The organism is Alistipes onderdonkii, assembly GCF_025145285.1.
Classification (GTDB): domain Bacteria; phylum Bacteroidota; class Bacteroidia; order Bacteroidales; family Rikenellaceae; genus Alistipes; species Alistipes onderdonkii.
Genome location: NZ_CP102251.1, coordinates 301292 through 315860, shown reverse-complemented (window position 1 = coordinate 315860; position 14569 = coordinate 301292). Strand labels below are relative to the sequence as shown.

The 14569-nt window shown below is 60.2% G+C and carries 13 protein-coding genes; 11 read left to right on the top strand and 2 right to left on the bottom strand.

Annotated features, from left to right (window positions below):
• The first annotated feature begins 44 nt into the window (after nucleotides 1-44).
• From NQ559_RS01385 to NQ559_RS01360, 6 genes are all read left to right on the top strand, one after another.
• Nucleotides 45-737, top strand: a complete 693-nt coding sequence (locus tag NQ559_RS01385; RefSeq protein ID WP_018695280.1) for a hypothetical protein — start codon at nucleotides 45-47, stop codon at nucleotides 735-737.
• A gap of 69 nt (nucleotides 738-806) precedes the next feature.
• The gene (dnaG, locus tag NQ559_RS01380; RefSeq protein ID WP_018695281.1) at nucleotides 807-2780 is read left to right on the top strand and encodes a DNA primase; all 1974 of its coding nucleotides are present in this window, start codon (nucleotides 807-809) and stop codon (nucleotides 2778-2780) included.
• A 222-nt stretch (nucleotides 2781-3002) separates the two neighbouring features.
• Nucleotides 3003-3467 carry an SsrA-binding protein SmpB gene (gene smpB, locus NQ559_RS01375; protein ID WP_018695282.1) on the top strand — a complete coding sequence of 155 codons (465 nt, stop codon included), beginning with the start codon at nucleotides 3003-3005 and terminating at the stop codon, nucleotides 3465-3467.
• Nucleotides 3464-4246 (top strand): Cof-type HAD-IIB family hydrolase, encoded by a 783-nt coding sequence (locus NQ559_RS01370; RefSeq protein ID WP_018695283.1) that lies wholly within the window; start codon nucleotides 3464-3466, stop codon nucleotides 4244-4246. Before smpB ends, NQ559_RS01370 begins: the two co-directional genes overlap by 4 nt.
• 19 nt (nucleotides 4247-4265) lie before the next feature.
• A complete protein-coding gene (gene tsaB / locus NQ559_RS01365; protein ID WP_018695284.1) occupies nucleotides 4266-4973 on the top strand; it encodes a tRNA (adenosine(37)-N6)-threonylcarbamoyltransferase complex dimerization subunit type 1 TsaB in 708 nt (235 codons plus the stop codon).
• Nucleotides 4974-5081: 108 nt separating this feature from the next.
• A complete protein-coding gene (locus tag NQ559_RS01360) occupies nucleotides 5082-5642 on the top strand; it encodes a hypothetical protein (protein ID WP_018695285.1) in 561 nt (186 codons plus the stop codon).
• Nucleotides 5643-5864: 222 nt separating this feature from the next.
• Here the strand turns inward: NQ559_RS01360 and NQ559_RS01355 are convergent, their stop codons facing one another.
• Nucleotides 5865-7325, bottom strand: coding sequence for a DNA recombination protein RmuC (locus NQ559_RS01355; RefSeq protein ID WP_018695286.1), 1461 nt, complete (start codon nucleotides 7323-7325; stop codon nucleotides 5865-5867).
• 180 nt (nucleotides 7326-7505) lie between these two features.
• On the opposite strand from NQ559_RS01355, the gene NQ559_RS01350 reads away from it, so the two are divergent.
• The 4 genes from NQ559_RS01350 to rpe all read left to right on the top strand — a co-directional run bounded on the left by NQ559_RS01350 (nucleotide 7506) and on the right by rpe (nucleotide 11813).
• Nucleotides 7506-9074, top strand: a complete 1569-nt coding sequence (locus NQ559_RS01350; RefSeq protein WP_026318261.1) for a DUF4836 family protein — start codon at nucleotides 7506-7508, stop codon at nucleotides 9072-9074.
• Nucleotides 9075-9144: 70 nt separating this feature from the next.
• Nucleotides 9145-9792: an ATP-binding cassette domain-containing protein gene (locus tag NQ559_RS01345; RefSeq protein ID WP_018695288.1), complete on the top strand. Its 648-nt coding sequence runs from the start codon at nucleotides 9145-9147 to the stop codon at nucleotides 9790-9792.
• The gene (locus NQ559_RS01340) at nucleotides 9789-10985 is read left to right on the top strand and encodes a transporter (protein WP_018695289.1); all 1197 of its coding nucleotides are present in this window, start codon (nucleotides 9789-9791) and stop codon (nucleotides 10983-10985) included. Before NQ559_RS01345 ends, NQ559_RS01340 begins: the two co-directional genes overlap by 4 nt.
• A 177-nt stretch (nucleotides 10986-11162) precedes the next feature.
• Entirely contained in the window at nucleotides 11163-11813 is a 651-nt protein-coding gene (gene rpe, locus NQ559_RS01335) for a ribulose-phosphate 3-epimerase (RefSeq protein ID WP_018695290.1), read from the top strand.
• Nucleotides 11814-11928: 115 nt separating this feature from the next.
• Here the strand turns inward: rpe and NQ559_RS01330 are convergent, their stop codons facing one another.
• Complete coding sequence (locus tag NQ559_RS01330) at nucleotides 11929-12489, bottom strand: HD domain-containing protein (protein ID WP_018695291.1); 561 nt, start codon at nucleotides 12487-12489, stop codon at nucleotides 11929-11931.
• Nucleotides 12490-12571: 82 nt separating this feature from the next.
• Between NQ559_RS01330 and abc-f the strand changes: the two genes are divergently transcribed.
• Nucleotides 12572-14518 carry a ribosomal protection-like ABC-F family protein gene (gene abc-f / locus NQ559_RS01325; protein ID WP_018695292.1) on the top strand — a complete coding sequence of 649 codons (1947 nt, stop codon included), beginning with the start codon at nucleotides 12572-12574 and terminating at the stop codon, nucleotides 14516-14518.
• Nucleotides 14519-14569 lie beyond the last annotated feature (51 nt).

Genomic DNA, 14569 nt, shown 5'->3' with positions numbered 1-14569 from the left:
TCGGTAATATTGTATATCTTTGTGCCGGTAAATCGTCTTAACGTATGAAGCTATTTAAAAGCGAAGGCTGGAAGTCGTTCTGGCCCAATTTTCTGGCCGTGATCCTGGGTATCGTCATCACGTTCGGGGGCGAGCGGCTTATTACGAACTACCAGAAACGGCAGGATGCCCGGGAGATCGTCGGACTGTTCAAGATCGACGTGGAGCGGCATCTCAAAATTTCGGAGGGGCTGCTCGATGATTATACGGCGGGGATGAGTGCCCTGCGGAAATGTGCCGTCGCATACGCCAGGAAGGAATTGGCGGAAATCCCCGAAGATACGCTTCGTTATGCCCTGGGCATGTTCTTCTCCGTGCGCGGGGATGTTTATTCGCCCGTCGGGATGAAGATACTCGAAGTTTCGGGGGCGCTGAGCGCGGTGCATGAACCCGAAGTCGTCGAATCGGTCACTAAAATCGGCAATGTCATCACGACCTTCTGGCGGCAGCAGGACAAGATGGTAGCCAATGTCATAGGGGCGAAACAGCACCTGTACGAGAGCGGCAGGCTCGACTGGAGTTACCGGGGAACTTCGCCGCACGAAAGGCTGGAATACCGCTTCCGCCGCCTGATGGAGGACACGCTTTGCGCGGGGCTCATAACCCGCGGCTCGATTCCCGCCTACCTGATGATGTTCCGCGATATGAACGATAACATACGTGCCGAACTGGACATCATCCGCAATGCCGGGTACTGACCCTCTCCGCCGGGCAAAATCTTTTTGCACCCCGCCAAGGGTTGGGGAATTATTGCTATCTTTGCAGACATGATCGACAGGGAAACAGTAGACCGCATTTATGCAGCCGCCAATATCGTGGATATTATCGGCGAGTACGTCACGCTCAAGCGCAAGGGCGTGAACTACCAGGCCTGCTGCCCGTTCCACAACGAGAAAACCCCGTCGTTCGTCGTGTCGCCCTCGAAGGGGGTATATAAATGCTTCGGCTGCGGCAAAGGCGGCAATGCCGTCACGTTCCTGATGGAGCACGAGAACATCACCTATCCCGAAGCCCTGAAGATGGTGGCCAAACGCTATGGCATCGAAGTCAAGGAGAAGGAGATGTCCGAGGAAGAGGTACGCCGCAACGACGACCGCGAGTCGATGTTCGCACTCAACGGCTGGGCGGCCGATTATTTTGCCAACTACCTCCATCACGAGACCGAGGGGATGAGCGTGGGCATGGCTTACTTCCGCCAGAAACGCGGCATGACCGACGCCACGATCAAGAAGTTCGGCCTCGGGTTCTGCCCCGCGCGCGGCGACCGGATGTCGAAGGATGCGCTGGCGGCGGGATATAAAAAGGAGTTCCTCGTCTCTACCGGCCTTTCGCTCGAACGCGAGAGCGACGGTTCGCTCTACGACCGGTTCCGCGACCGGGTGATTTTCCCCGTACATAACATTTCGGGGCGCGTCGTCGCTTTCGGCGGCCGTACGCTGCGCACCGACAAGGCCGTTGCCAAATACCAGAATTCGCCCGAGAGCGAGATATACAGCAAGAAACGTGAGCTGTACGGCCTCTATTTCGCCAAGAAGGCGATCCAGCAGCTCGATTTCGCCATCATGGTCGAAGGCTATACCGATGTCATTTCGATGCACCAGGCGGGTGTCGAGAACGTCGTGTCGTCGTCCGGGACATCGCTCACGACCGAGCAGATACGCCTGCTGAACCGTTTTACGAAAAACATCACGGTCATTTACGACGGAGACTCGGCGGGTATCCATGCTTCGCTGCGCGGGATCGACATGATCCTCCGGGAGGGGATGAACGTGCGCGTGGTGCTGCTGCCCGAACCCGAGGATCCCGACTCCTTCGCCCGGGCGCACACTGCGGCCGAGGTGCAGGAATATATCCGGGCCAACGAACAGGATTTCCTGGCCTTCAAAGCAAAATTGCTGTTGGAGGCCGCCCAGGGCGACCCGATCCGGAAGGCGGCGCTGATCGCCGACATGGTGCAGTCGATCGCACAGATTCCCGATCCGATCCAGCGGTCGGTCTACATCAAGGAGTGCGCGCGGATCATGGACATCGACGAGAACATTCTGATCTCGGAGGTGGCGCGCAAGCGCATGGCGACGACCGGCGACCGCGAGGCCGACGAGTTCGTACGCCGCCAGACGGCATTGCGGCATGCGGAGGCTTCGCAGCCCGAGGTGGAATTCGTGAAGCAGGTTGAGGCCGGGAGCAGCAGCGAGGCGCTCGAACGCGAATTGGTGAAATACCTGCTCAAATACGGCCATTGTTCGTTCGAATTCAAGGAGGGGCGCACGATGGTGCCCTGCAACGTCGCGGAGGTGATCTTCCTGGAGCTGGACAGCGACGGGCTCGCGTTCCGCAATCCGTTATACAACAGTATTTTGGCTACTTACCGTGAGCAGTGGAAGATTCTCGGTACAGGGGTGGAAGTTCCGGCGCACTTTTTCCTGAACCATCCCGACCCGGAGGTGTGCAACGCCTCGGTGGACATCCTTACGTCGGACGACAATTACGTGGCCAGCCAGCTGTGGCGGCGCAAGGACATCCATGTCGAGAGCGATGCCGAGATGCTGGCCGTAGGGGTGCCGAAGGCCGTGACGCTCTACAAGTCGAAGGTGATCGAAAGCTATATCAAGGAGTGGCAGGCCAAACTCGCGGACGAGAGCCTGACGGACGAGCAGGTCGGCGAGGTGATCCAGCGGCTGGCCGGGTTCAACAAGGTGAAAGTGACGATTGCAAAGAAATTGCAGCGGTTGATATTATGACCCGCGCCCGGCGGAGTGCCGGGCGGGGATATGCCGGGGTTTGAATATTAAAAGAAAAAAGGGGCGGGTCTCGGGTCGTACACGTATCACTACGCATACCGTGTGCAAACAGAAAATAAACAGAAAGATGTGTAAAACATATCAAAGATAAAAGAATTAGTTACCTTGACCGATTCCCACCCCTGCGAATAAATAGGCAATTATTGTGCCGATTCCGAATATATGAGTGAACAGAAAAAGATAAATATCCGTAACAAGCGCGCGACGTTCGACTATGAGATTCTGGAAGAGTACGTTGCGGGCATCGTGCTCGTCGGTACCGAGATCAAGTCCATCCGTGCGGGCAAGGCTTCGCTGACCGATTCGTTCTGTTATTTCGACAAGGGCGAGCTGTGGATACGGGGTGTCAACATCGCCGAATACGGGTGGGGCACCTGCAACAACCATGCGCCGCGCCGCGACCGGAAACTGCTGCTCAACCGCCGCGAGCTGGACAAGCTCCAGCGAGCGGGGCAGGACAAGGGCCTCACGATCGTGGGGCTGCGCCTGTTCCTGAACGAGCGGGGGCTGGCGAAAGTCGTGGTCGGGCTTGCCCGGGGCCGGAAGACCTATGACAAGCGCGAATACCTGAAGGAAAACGATGCCAAGCGAGAGATCGACAAGGCGATGAAAAATTACAAACGATGATACGAGCTATTTTCCTCGATGTAGACGGTACGCTGATCAGTTTCAGAACCCATGAAATACCCGCCTCGGCACGCGATGCGCTGGTGCGGGCGCATGCGCAGGGCATCAGGCTCTTTATCGCTACGGGGCGTGCGGCGAACGACCTCGCTCCGCTCGAGGGGATTCCCTACGACGGCGTGGTGTCGCTCAACGGCGCCCGGTGTGTGGCTGCCGACGGACGTGTCGTAAGCCAGCACTTGATTCCGCGGGCCGATTTCGAACGCGCCATGGAACTCTCCTCGCAGATGGGATTCCCGCTGGCGCTGGAACTGGAGCGCGGCGTATTCGTCAACCGTGTGACGCCCGAGGTGGAACGGCTGGCGCATATGGTCGCGCATCCCGTGCCCGAGCAGACCGACCTCCGTGCGCTTTTCGACCGGAGCGAGTGCTGCCAGATGTGTTTCTATCTGGATACGGAGGCCGAACGGCGCGTCATGGCGCAGTTGCCCGGGCTTGCGGCGAGCCGGTGGTGCCCGATTTTCGCCGACATCAATGTCGCAGGCATCGACAAGGCCACGGGCATGAGGGAATTTATGTCCGCCTACGGGTACCGGGCTTCGGAAGTAGCGGCCTTCGGCGACGGCGGCAACGACGTGGCGATGCTGTCGGCCGCGGGGGTGGGGGTTGCCATGGGCAATGCCTGCGAGGAGGCGCTGAACGCTGCCGATTACGTGACCGCCCCGGTCGACGAGGACGGCATTGCCCGGGCGCTGGGGCATCTGGGTATTCTGGACGATTGAGTTTGAATTTATCGAAGATATGAGCTTGATTCTATGTGTCGAGACCGGTACGGACGTTTGTTCGGTCGGTATTGCAAAGGACGGGGAGCTGCTTTCGCTGCGCGAGAGCGACGAAGGGCGCGACCACGCCCGCAAGGTCGGCGTGTTCGTCGACGAGCTTTTGCGCGAAACGGGCATTGCGCCCGACGAACTGGATGCCGTGGCCGTGGGCAAGGGCCCCGGCTCCTATACGGGGCTGCGGATCGGCGTTTCGTTCGCCAAGGGGCTGTGCTACGGGGTGCGTAAGCCGCTGGTGGCCGTCGGGTCGCTCGATGCGCTGGCCGAAGTGGCGCTCGAAGATTACGAAGCCGGGATTCTTTCCGTCCCCGACTGGGAACATGCCTGCCTCTGCCCGATGGTCGATGCCCGCCGCATGGAGGTCTATGCGCAGGTATTCGATACGGCCGGAAAGCCCCTTAACGAGGTTTCGGCCGAGGTCGTCGACGGGGAGAGTTTTGCGCACTTCCGTTCGCAGGGGAGGCCGTTCGTGATCTTCGGCAGCGGGGCCCGCAAATGCGCCGGGATACTGCCCGACGCCGTGCTTGTCGAGGTAGCCCCTTCCGCACGCGGGCTTGCGCGGCTGGCCCAGCGTGCGCTCGATGCGGGATGCACGGAAGATATCGCCTATTTCGAACCTTTCTACCTGAAGGATTTTGTCGTTACGACGTCGAAGAAAAAGTTGTTTTGACGGTGTTTTTCATGCTGTGGCGTCCGGCATGGCCGTAAGACCCGGGGCTTTTCGGGGTTGCTGTACGGCGAACCCACAGAATCGGGGTTTCGGCGGGAGTGTATCGGTATGACGGAGGCGGAGTTGATAAAATGCCTGTCGGAGCGGTTTTATTCCGATTTTGCCGACACGGTGGCCCGGCGCGTGCGCGATGCGGATGCCGTGGGGTTGCTGTATGAGGTGGTGACCTCCCGCTACGAGGGGTTGCCGCGTGCCGTGAGGCACAAGGTGGCTTTCCGGGGTGCGTATGTGCTCGAAAAGATCTATTTCGACGCCCCGGATTCGTTCATGCCCTATGCCGGCCTGTTTTGCCGGACGGATTTCCCTGCCTGCGCCGATCCCAGCGCCCGGCGCCATTTCGCAAAGGTCATGGCCGACCTGCTGGGGCGTTTCACGCCCCAGGTGCGGGATCTGGAGCGGATTGCCGAGGCTGCCGCCCGGTGGGCGGTCGATCCGGGGGCGAAGGTCGCCGTGAAGATTTGGGCGGTCGAGGTGCTGAAGCATTGCCGGCAGCGTGTCGGCTGGGTTCAGGAGGTGTGGGACGACCTTGTGGAGACGATGGCGCACGACGCAACGCCGGGAATCGAAGTGCGGATGCGCAAAAGCTGGAAGGAATCCCGCAGGCCGTGAATCGGGTTTTGCGCACGACATGGGAAATCTCCTGCCGGGAAATGTAAAAGCCCGCCGATGTTCGGCGGGCTTTTACATATTATAGGGGGCTTTGCCCTCCCCGTGTTCCATGTTCCTCTGTGTTTCGGTTCCTACCGTTCCCGCGTTCCCGGATTCCTTTGTTCCGGCGTTCCTCTGTTTCTCGCTTCTCGTGTTCCCGGGCTGGTGCGCCGGGCAGTTCGGTTATTCTTCGCCTCCGGCTCCGGGAACCGGATTCCCGCCCCCGGCTTCGGTGGCGGGGATGCCTGGGAGGTCGTCCTCCCCGGCGGCTTCGAGCGTGCGCGCGGAGTGCTGTTTCTTGGTTTGCAGGCGTGCCGTCCTGCGCAGCCGTTCCCCGACGCGGATGATGTTATCGTTGCCCGTGCAGAGCCGTTTGTAGGCGTCGTCATAGGCGTCGCGTGCCTTGTCCAGCGCCGTGCCGACCCCTTCGAGCGAACCGGTGAAGGCCACCAGCTGTTCGTAGAGTTTCAGCCCGCATGCGGCGATGTCCCTGGTGTTCTTGTCCTGGTCGTTGTATTTCCACAGGTCGGCGACCAATTTGAGCAGGGCGAAAAGGTTCGTCGGCGACGAGATGATGACCTTCTTGTCGTAGGCGTCCGACCAGATGGCCGCGTCGTTCTGCAATGCGGCGAGGAAGGCCGGCTCGTTGGGGATGAACATGATGACGAAGTCGGGCGAGTTGAGCAGGCGCTGGTACTCCTTGCGTCCCAGTTCATTGACGTGCTGGCGGACGGAGGCCGTGTGGGCAGCGAGGTAGCGGCGGCGCTCCTCTTCGGTTTCGGCCGAGGTGTAGCCTACGAAAGCCGTGAGCGAAACTTTCGAGTCGATGACGATGTCTTTCTTCTCGGGCAGGTGCAGCACGACGTCGGGTCGCAGGTTGTGTCCCTCGGCGTCCTTGATGTTGTATTGCGTTTCGTAGTGGATGCCCTTGATGAGCGCCGAACTGTCCAGGATCGTTTCCAGCAGCATTTCGCCCCAGTCGCCCTGCACTTTCGAATTGCCTTTCAGTGCGTTCGTCAGGTTCGTGGTCTCGGTCGTGATGCGCCGGTTGAGTTCCATCAGGTTTTTCAGCTCGGCCTTCAGTTCGCCGCGCTGTGCCGTCTGGGTGGTGTAGATGTCCTCGACGCGCTTTCGGAATTCGGCGATGTTGTCGCGGAAGGGTTTGAGCAGCACGTCGAGCGATTCTTTGTTGGTCTCCTTGAAATGTTTGGACTGCTCGCCCAGTATCTCGGTCGCAAGGTTGCGGAACTGGGCCCGGAAGGTCTCCTCCAGTTTTTCGCGCTCGGCTTTTTCGGCCGCGCGATCCTCGGCGTTCTTCGCGCGCAGCGATGCGATCTCGGTCTGTGACGAGGCGCGGAGTGCCGCCAGTTCCGCTTCGGTGCGTGTCCGCTGCTCGGTCAGCGCCTGCACCTGTCCTTCGTAGCGCTGCCGCAGCTCTTTTTCCGCGGACAAGGCCTGTTCCGCGGCGGCCAGCCGGGCTTCGGCCACCGCCAGCCGCGAAGAGGCATCGCGCTCGCGGGCTTCGGAGGCTTGGTTATCAGCGGCAAGCCGTCGGGCGTCCCGGCGCCACAGTACGAGGAACAGTGCGACGGGCACTGCCAGGCTGCATGTAGTGGCCAATATGAAAAGGGTGGTAGGAGTCATCGTGTGTTTTTGTGTCTGTTTCCATGCAAAAATAGCAATTTATTCCCGGAAAAACATCCCGTCCCGGGACATGCGCGATAATTTAGCCCCGCAACGCAATTTTTACCCCCTATGTCGCAGGTTGTTCCGCAATTTTTTATAGCTTTGCTTGTTCCAAATACGGACTCAAATAATTCGAATATGAAAAAAACGCTACGATCCTTGAAGCTGGCCTGCCTTGCAGCGGTGTCCATGCTGGTTGTTTCCTGCGGCGGAGGTGCCGATTACCGCAACCTCCTGCCTGCCGATTCCTTTATGACGATGTCGGTCAATCCCGCTTCGCTTCTGCAGAAGAGCGATGCCGGCGACATCGGGCAGCATCCGCTCTTCATCCGGCTCAAGGCCGAGCTCGACAAAGCCGAGGGCATCACCGCCGAGGAGAAGGAATACCTGCTCGCCCTGCTGAAGAACCCCTGCGAATCGGGTGTCGACCTGAAAAAAGACCTGTTCTTCTTCATGTCGATGGATGGCGCGATGCAGTCCCCGAATGTCCGGGGCGGTATGCTGCTGCCCGTCGGCGACAAGGCGAAACTGGACGCCCTGCTTGCACGCATCGGCGAGAAAAGCGGCATTGCACCCCGGCACGAGGGCGGCATCTCGGTCATCGCATTGGGCGAGGACAGCTCCGTGAGCGGTTTGTGCGCCTACAACGATGTGGCTGTCATGCTCTATTTCGCGCAGGGGTCGCCGGAAAGCGCAATCGATGCCGTTAAGAAACTCTTTGCCCAGAAGTGCGGCGAGAGCCTGATGGGTGACAAGGTCGTTGCCGACCAGCTCTCCGAGAAGAACGACATCAACATGGTGATGGTCTATTCGGCGCTGGCGTCGATGCTGGACAGCAACCCGATGGTGGGTTCGATGCCGATGATGGATGCCCTCAAGGGTGCCACGCTGGCAAGTTCCGTCAATTTCGAGAAGGGCCGGATCGTTTGCGATGCCGCCATGTCGTACAAGGACAAGGAGAGCGAGCAGAAAATGATGGATTTTTACGCCTATGTGAAACCCCAGACGGGAGCCCTGTTGCGCTACGTGCCCCGGAATACGATCGGTGCGATGGCCTACGGCCTCGACGGCGAGAAGATGTATTCGGTGTTCTCCGCAATGCCCGGTTACGGTATGCTGATGGCCAACCCGATGGTCAAGCAGGTGATGGATGCCTTCAGCGGCGACTGCGTGATTTCGTTCTCGGGAATTACTCCCGACCGGTATCCCGTGGCATCGCTGCTGGCCCAGGTGAAGGATCCCGCCGTGTTGCAGACGATTGTCTCCAACCTCTCCGGCATGCCCATCCAGAAGGCGGGCGAAGGCGAGTATACGATCAGCATGGGCGGCGTCACGGTGATGTTCGGCGTGAAGGGCGACGTGCTCTACTGTACGACCGATGCGGTTGTGAAATCGGCGCTCGACGGTGCGGATATCGAATCGCTGGCTTCGATGAGCAAGATATTCAAGGGCCAGTCGGGAAGCTTCTACGTCGATTTCGAGGGTGTGAACGCGCTGACCGCACAGCTTGTCGACGGGAATGTCGCCCCGCAGGTCGAGGCCGCGCTCTCCGTGCTGGCCATGTTCGAAGACCTGGAAGCCTATGGTACGATGAAGGGCGGAACTGCCGTAGTCAATATGACGGACAAGGAGCAGAACTCCTTTAAGACCATCTGCGACAAAATCGGCGAGCTGATCCGCCTGTACGTGCCGGAGGCAAATCTGTAATAACCTCCGGGGTTTATGGGAAACGGCCGTCCGGGATTCGAACGGCCGTTTCCCTTGAAATAAAGAACGTATGGAATCGATAACTTTGCAACGGGTGCTGCCCTGCGTGTTCGCGGGGGAGGCAGCCCCGCGGGATTCGGGGGTCTGGTCGCAGGAGGTAACCTTCCGCAAGGGGGAGTACTGCCTGCTCGAGGCGGCTTCGGGGACGGGAAAAACTTCGCTGTGCCACTTCCTCTACGGCATCCGGGAGGATTACACGGGGAAGATACTCTTCGACGGGGTGGATTGCCGCGGCTTTTCCGCCGCGGCGTGGAGCGGCCTGCGCCGCAGGTCGCTGAGTATGCTTTTCCAGGATCTGCGTCTTTTCGGCGAATTGACCGTCGCGGAGAATATCGGCCTGAAAAACGAGCTCACGCATTTCAAGACGCAGGAGCAGATCGGGCGAATGCTCGAGGCTGCGGGTATCGCCGATAAACGGGATGCCCCGGTCGAAAAGCTCTCCTTCGGACAGCAGCAGCGCGTGGCCTTCATTCGCTGCATGTGCCAGCCGTTCGATTTCATCCTGCTCGACGAGCCCGTCAGCCACCTCGATGCCGCTAACGGGGAATTGCTCTCCGGGATGTTGCTGGAAGAGGCGCAGGCGCAGGGGGCGGGCATCGTCGTCACCTCGGTGGGCAGCCGGCTCGGGCTTCCCTACCATAAAACCCTTACGCTATGACGCTGCTTTGGAAATTGCTGCGCAGCCATCTGAGCGTCGCGCAGACCGTAGGTTTCGCCCTCGCCGGGGTCGTGGGCATGACCATCGTGCTCACCTCGGTGCAGGCTTACCGCGATGTCATGCCGGTCTTCGATGCCCCCGATTCGTTCATGCGGGGCGATTACCTGGTGCTTTCGAAACGGGTCGGCGCGCTCCAGACGATTGGGTTGGGGAGCAGCGACTTTACCCCCGGGGAGCTGGAGGAGTTGGGCGGACAGCCTTTCGTCCGGGATGTCGGGGCTTTCACGCCGGCGGACTACCGGGTGAAGGGTACGGTGGGCATGGGCGGCGTGCAGCTCTCGACCTACCTGTTTTTCGAGGCGGTGCCCGACCGCTTCCTCGATGTCGCCTCCAGGAAGTGGAAATACGAACCCGGCGACGGGGACATCCCCATCATCATCCCGCGCAATTACCTGAACCTCTACAATTACGGGTTTGCCAAGTCGCAGGGGCTGCCGCAGATTTCGGAGGGGATATTCCAGCGGGTTTCGCTCGGCATCGAGGTCGCCGGCAACGGGCGGACTGAACAGTTCCGGGGCCGTATCGTCGGGTTGTCGAACCGCCTCAATACGATCCTCGTTCCGGAGTCTTTCATCCGTTGGTCGAACGGGCGGTTCGGCCAGGGCGGGGAGAAACAGGCATCGCGGGTCATCGTCGAGACCGACCGTCCTGTGGATGCCGCGATTTCGGCTTACCTCGACGGCAAGGGCTATGAGGCCGAAGGCGACCGCCGTGACGACGGGAAGGCTGCCTATTTCTTGCAGCTTGCGGCCGGAGGACTCGGAGGGGTGGGGCTGGTGTTCAGCGTGATGTCTTTCTACATTCTGATGCTGAGCATTTTCCTGCTCTTGCAGAAGAACAGCGCGAAACTGGAGACCCTGCTTCTGCTGGGTTATGCACCGGGGCGTGTGGCACGGCCGTATTGGTTGCTGACCCTGTGGCTCAACCTGGGTGTCCTCGTCGTGGCCGTGGTGCTGTCGTGGCTGGTGCGTATGTGGTACCTGCCCGAACTGGCGGCATTGCAGGAGGGGTATGCCCCCTCCGGGGTCGGCGTTACATGGGTATGCGGCATAGGGCTTGCATTGCTGCTTTCGCTGTCCAACGGCATTGCGATACGCCGGAGGATCGACACCCTGAACCGGAAAAGATCCTGACCGGCAGCTCTTTCGGGACGGAATCCCCGGGAAGACCGTGCGACAGGGAACCGGCATTCGGAATCCCGAACTGCAACCCCGAACCCCAAAACCCGGGTTTGCGGGGACGGAATCCCGCTCCGAAGCGTGGGAAACTGCCTGGAAATGACTATATTTGTCGTAAGTAATATTCAAACCATGAACAGAATCGTAGCACCTTCGATGCTTTCGGCCGATTTCGGCCACCTGGAACGCGACACGCAGATGGTCGACCGCAGTGCGGCCGAGTGGGTACATATCGACGTGATGGACGGCGTGTTCGTCCCCAATATCTCCTTCGGGTTTCCGGTGCTGAAGGCCATCCGCAAGGTGACCGCAAAGTGCCTCGACGTGCACCTGATGATCGTCGAGCCGGAGCGTTACGTAGCGCGTTTCGCCGAGGCGGGCGCCGACATCGTGACCTTCCATTACGAAGCCACGTACGATCCCAGGGGGTGCATAGAAATGATCCGCAAGGCCGGTGCGAAGGCCGGGGTGTCGATCAAGCCGGCGACTTCGGTCGAGGTGCTGCGCGATATCCTCCCGCTGGTCGACCTGGTGCTGGTGATGAGCGTCGAACCCGGTTTCGGCGGGCAGTCGTTCATCCCGGCTTCGACCGGGAAGATCCGGGCTCTGCGGGCCATGGCCCGGGAGTTGGGGTTGCAGACCATCATCGAGGTCGACGGCGGCATCTCGTCGCACAACTCCCGCGAGGTCTACGAGGCAGGGGCCGACGTGCTGGTTGCCGGGAATGCCGTTTTCGGCGCCGAAGACCCGCAGGCCGAGATCGTGCGGATGCTCAACGCCTGACCATTCGGCGCGCCGGATATTTCGGGGCGAAGCGGCCAGGGTTTTCAGGGATTCCGGACGTCTCGTGTTCCGGGTTTTGCCTGGGTGTCGCGCCCGTATTGCATTCCGCAGCGGCTTAGGGGACGATGTGCCGTCGGGTCTCGTCGTCCAGCAGGCGGCGCAGGTCGCGCAGCAGGTCGTCGTCGCGGAAATAGCCGGAGCCGTAGGTCAGGTTGAACGCGTAATCGAAATCGGCGGGATTGGCACCTTGGTTATGCTGGATGATGGTCTCGGCTTTGTCGAGGGCTTTCACCCACCGCGCCTCGGGCGTCTGGCATGCTTCGTATTCCTCCCATATCTTCCGGATTGCCGTTCCGGCCGCGGGCGGGAGCATGCGCGTCAGTTTGTCGATTGCGACCAGCTCCGAAGCCTCCTTGGTGCCGTCGGCCATCTGTGCCACGGCCGGGATATCCCCGTCGTACGCTTCGCCGAGGTCGTGGACGAGGCACATCAACAATACCCGTTGCATGTCCAGCCGGGGGCGTTCGCCGGTGAGGACGGCGGCCAGCAGGGCCAGCCGCCAAGAGTGCTCGGCCGTGCTTTCGTGCCTCCCGGTCGAGGTGTGTGCCGTGCGCAGGACGTCTTTCAGCCGTTCGGCCTCGCGGATGAACCGCAGGTAGCGTTCCAACTTCTCCATACTATAACAATGTTCGTTTCGGAGTCCAAAGATACGATATGTCGGATTAAATCACTAACTTTGCCGTGATTTTAGACAGACCATGATATCTCTTGACAATCTTACTGTAAGTTACGGGGGCTGGACGCTCTTCGACAACATATCGTTCCTGATAAACCCCAAAGACCGCATCGGCCTCGTCGGCCGGAACGGGGCGGGCAAAACCACGCTGCTGCGCATCATTACGGGCGAGCAGCAACCGACCTCGGGCAGCGTGACCCTGAACGGCGACTGTACGATCGGCTACCTGCCGCAGACCATGCGTGTGGCCGATACGACGACGCTCGTCGAGGAGACCGCCAAGGCGTTCGAGGAGGTGCTGCGCCTCGAGGCCGAGATCGAGCACCTGACGCGCGAGATCGCGGAGCGTACCGACTACGAAAGCGACGGTTATGCGCAGCTGTTGCACCGCCTGAACGATGCGCAGGATCACTACCATATCCTCGGCGGCGAGACCCGCGATGCGGATATCGAAAAGACGCTGCTGGGGCTCGGGTTCAAACGCGAGGATTTCGGACGTCCGACGAGCGAATTCTCGGGCGGCTGGCGCATGCGTATCGAGCTGGCGAAACTGCTGTTGCGCCGTCCCTCGATCTTCCTGCTCGATGAGCCGACGAACCACCTCGACATCGAGTCGATCCAGTGGCTCGAGGATTACCTGAAGAATTACAGCGGCGCCGTGCTGCTGATTTCGCACGACCGCGCTTTCCTCGACAACGTCACCAACCGCACGGTCGAGCTTTCGCTGGGCAAAGCGACCGATTACAAGGTTTCCTATTCGAAATATGTCGTGCTGCGCGCCGAACGCCGGGCACAGCAGATGGCTGCCTATGAAAACCAGCAGCGCATGATCGAAAAGACCGAGGAATTCATCGAGAAGTTCCGCTACAAACCCACCAAGTCGAACCAGGTGCAGTCGCGCATCAAGCAACTCGAACGCCTCGAACGGCTCGAGGTCGAGGAGGAAGACTTGGCGACGCTCAATATCAAGTTCCCGCCCGCACCCCGCTCGGGACAGATCGTGGCCGAGATCAACGAAGCCGGGATGTCGTTCGGGGCGAAGCATGTCTTCAGCGGCGCGAATTTCATCATCGGAAAGGGCGACAAGATCGCCCTCGTCGGCCGTAACGGCGAAGGCAAGACCACGCTGGCGCGTATGCTCGTCGGGCAGCTGACGCCGACCGAAGGTTCGGTGCGGCTCGGTGCCAACGTCAATATCGGCTACTATGCCCAGAACCAGGACGACCTGATGGACGGCGAATTCACCGTCTACGATACGCTCGACCGCGTGGCCGTGGGGGACATCCGTACCCGCCTGCGCGATATCCTCGGGGCGTTCCTGTTCCGCGGCGAGGATATCGACAAAAAGGTCAAGGTGCTTTCGGGCGGCGAGCGGGCACGTCTGGCCATGGCCCGCATGATGCTCGAACCGCGCAACCTGCTGGTACTGGACGAGCCGACCAACCACATGGACATGCGTTCGAAGGACATCCTCAAGAATGCCATCATGAAGTACGACGGCACGGTCGTCGTCGTGTCGCACGACCGCGAATTCCTCGACGGCATGGTGCAGAAGGTCTACGAGTTCCGCGACGGCGGGGTGAAGGAGTATCTCGGAGGGATCTACTATTTCCTCGAAAAGCGGAAGCTGGAGTCGCTCCGGGAGATCGAACGCAGGGAGGCCCCGCAGAAACCCGCCGTGCAGGCAGCCCCGAACCCCGGGGCCGCCGTTTCTGGCAAACTCACCTACGAGCAGCGCAAGGAGCAGGAGAAACAGCTGCGCAAGCTGCGCCGGGCGGTCGAGGGAATCGAGGCGGAACTTGCCGCGATCGAAAAACAGATCGCCGCCTACGATGCGAAATTCGCTGTGGCGACCACCTACGACGAAGCCGACTACAAGGCCTACAACGACCTGAAAGCCCGTTACGACCACCAGATGCACGAGTGGGAGAAGGCATCGTACGAACTCGAATTAACCGAGGAACAGTGATTTCCGGGAAACCCGGCTGAACCTTGTGCCGCCCGCCCCGGGGCAAATGAA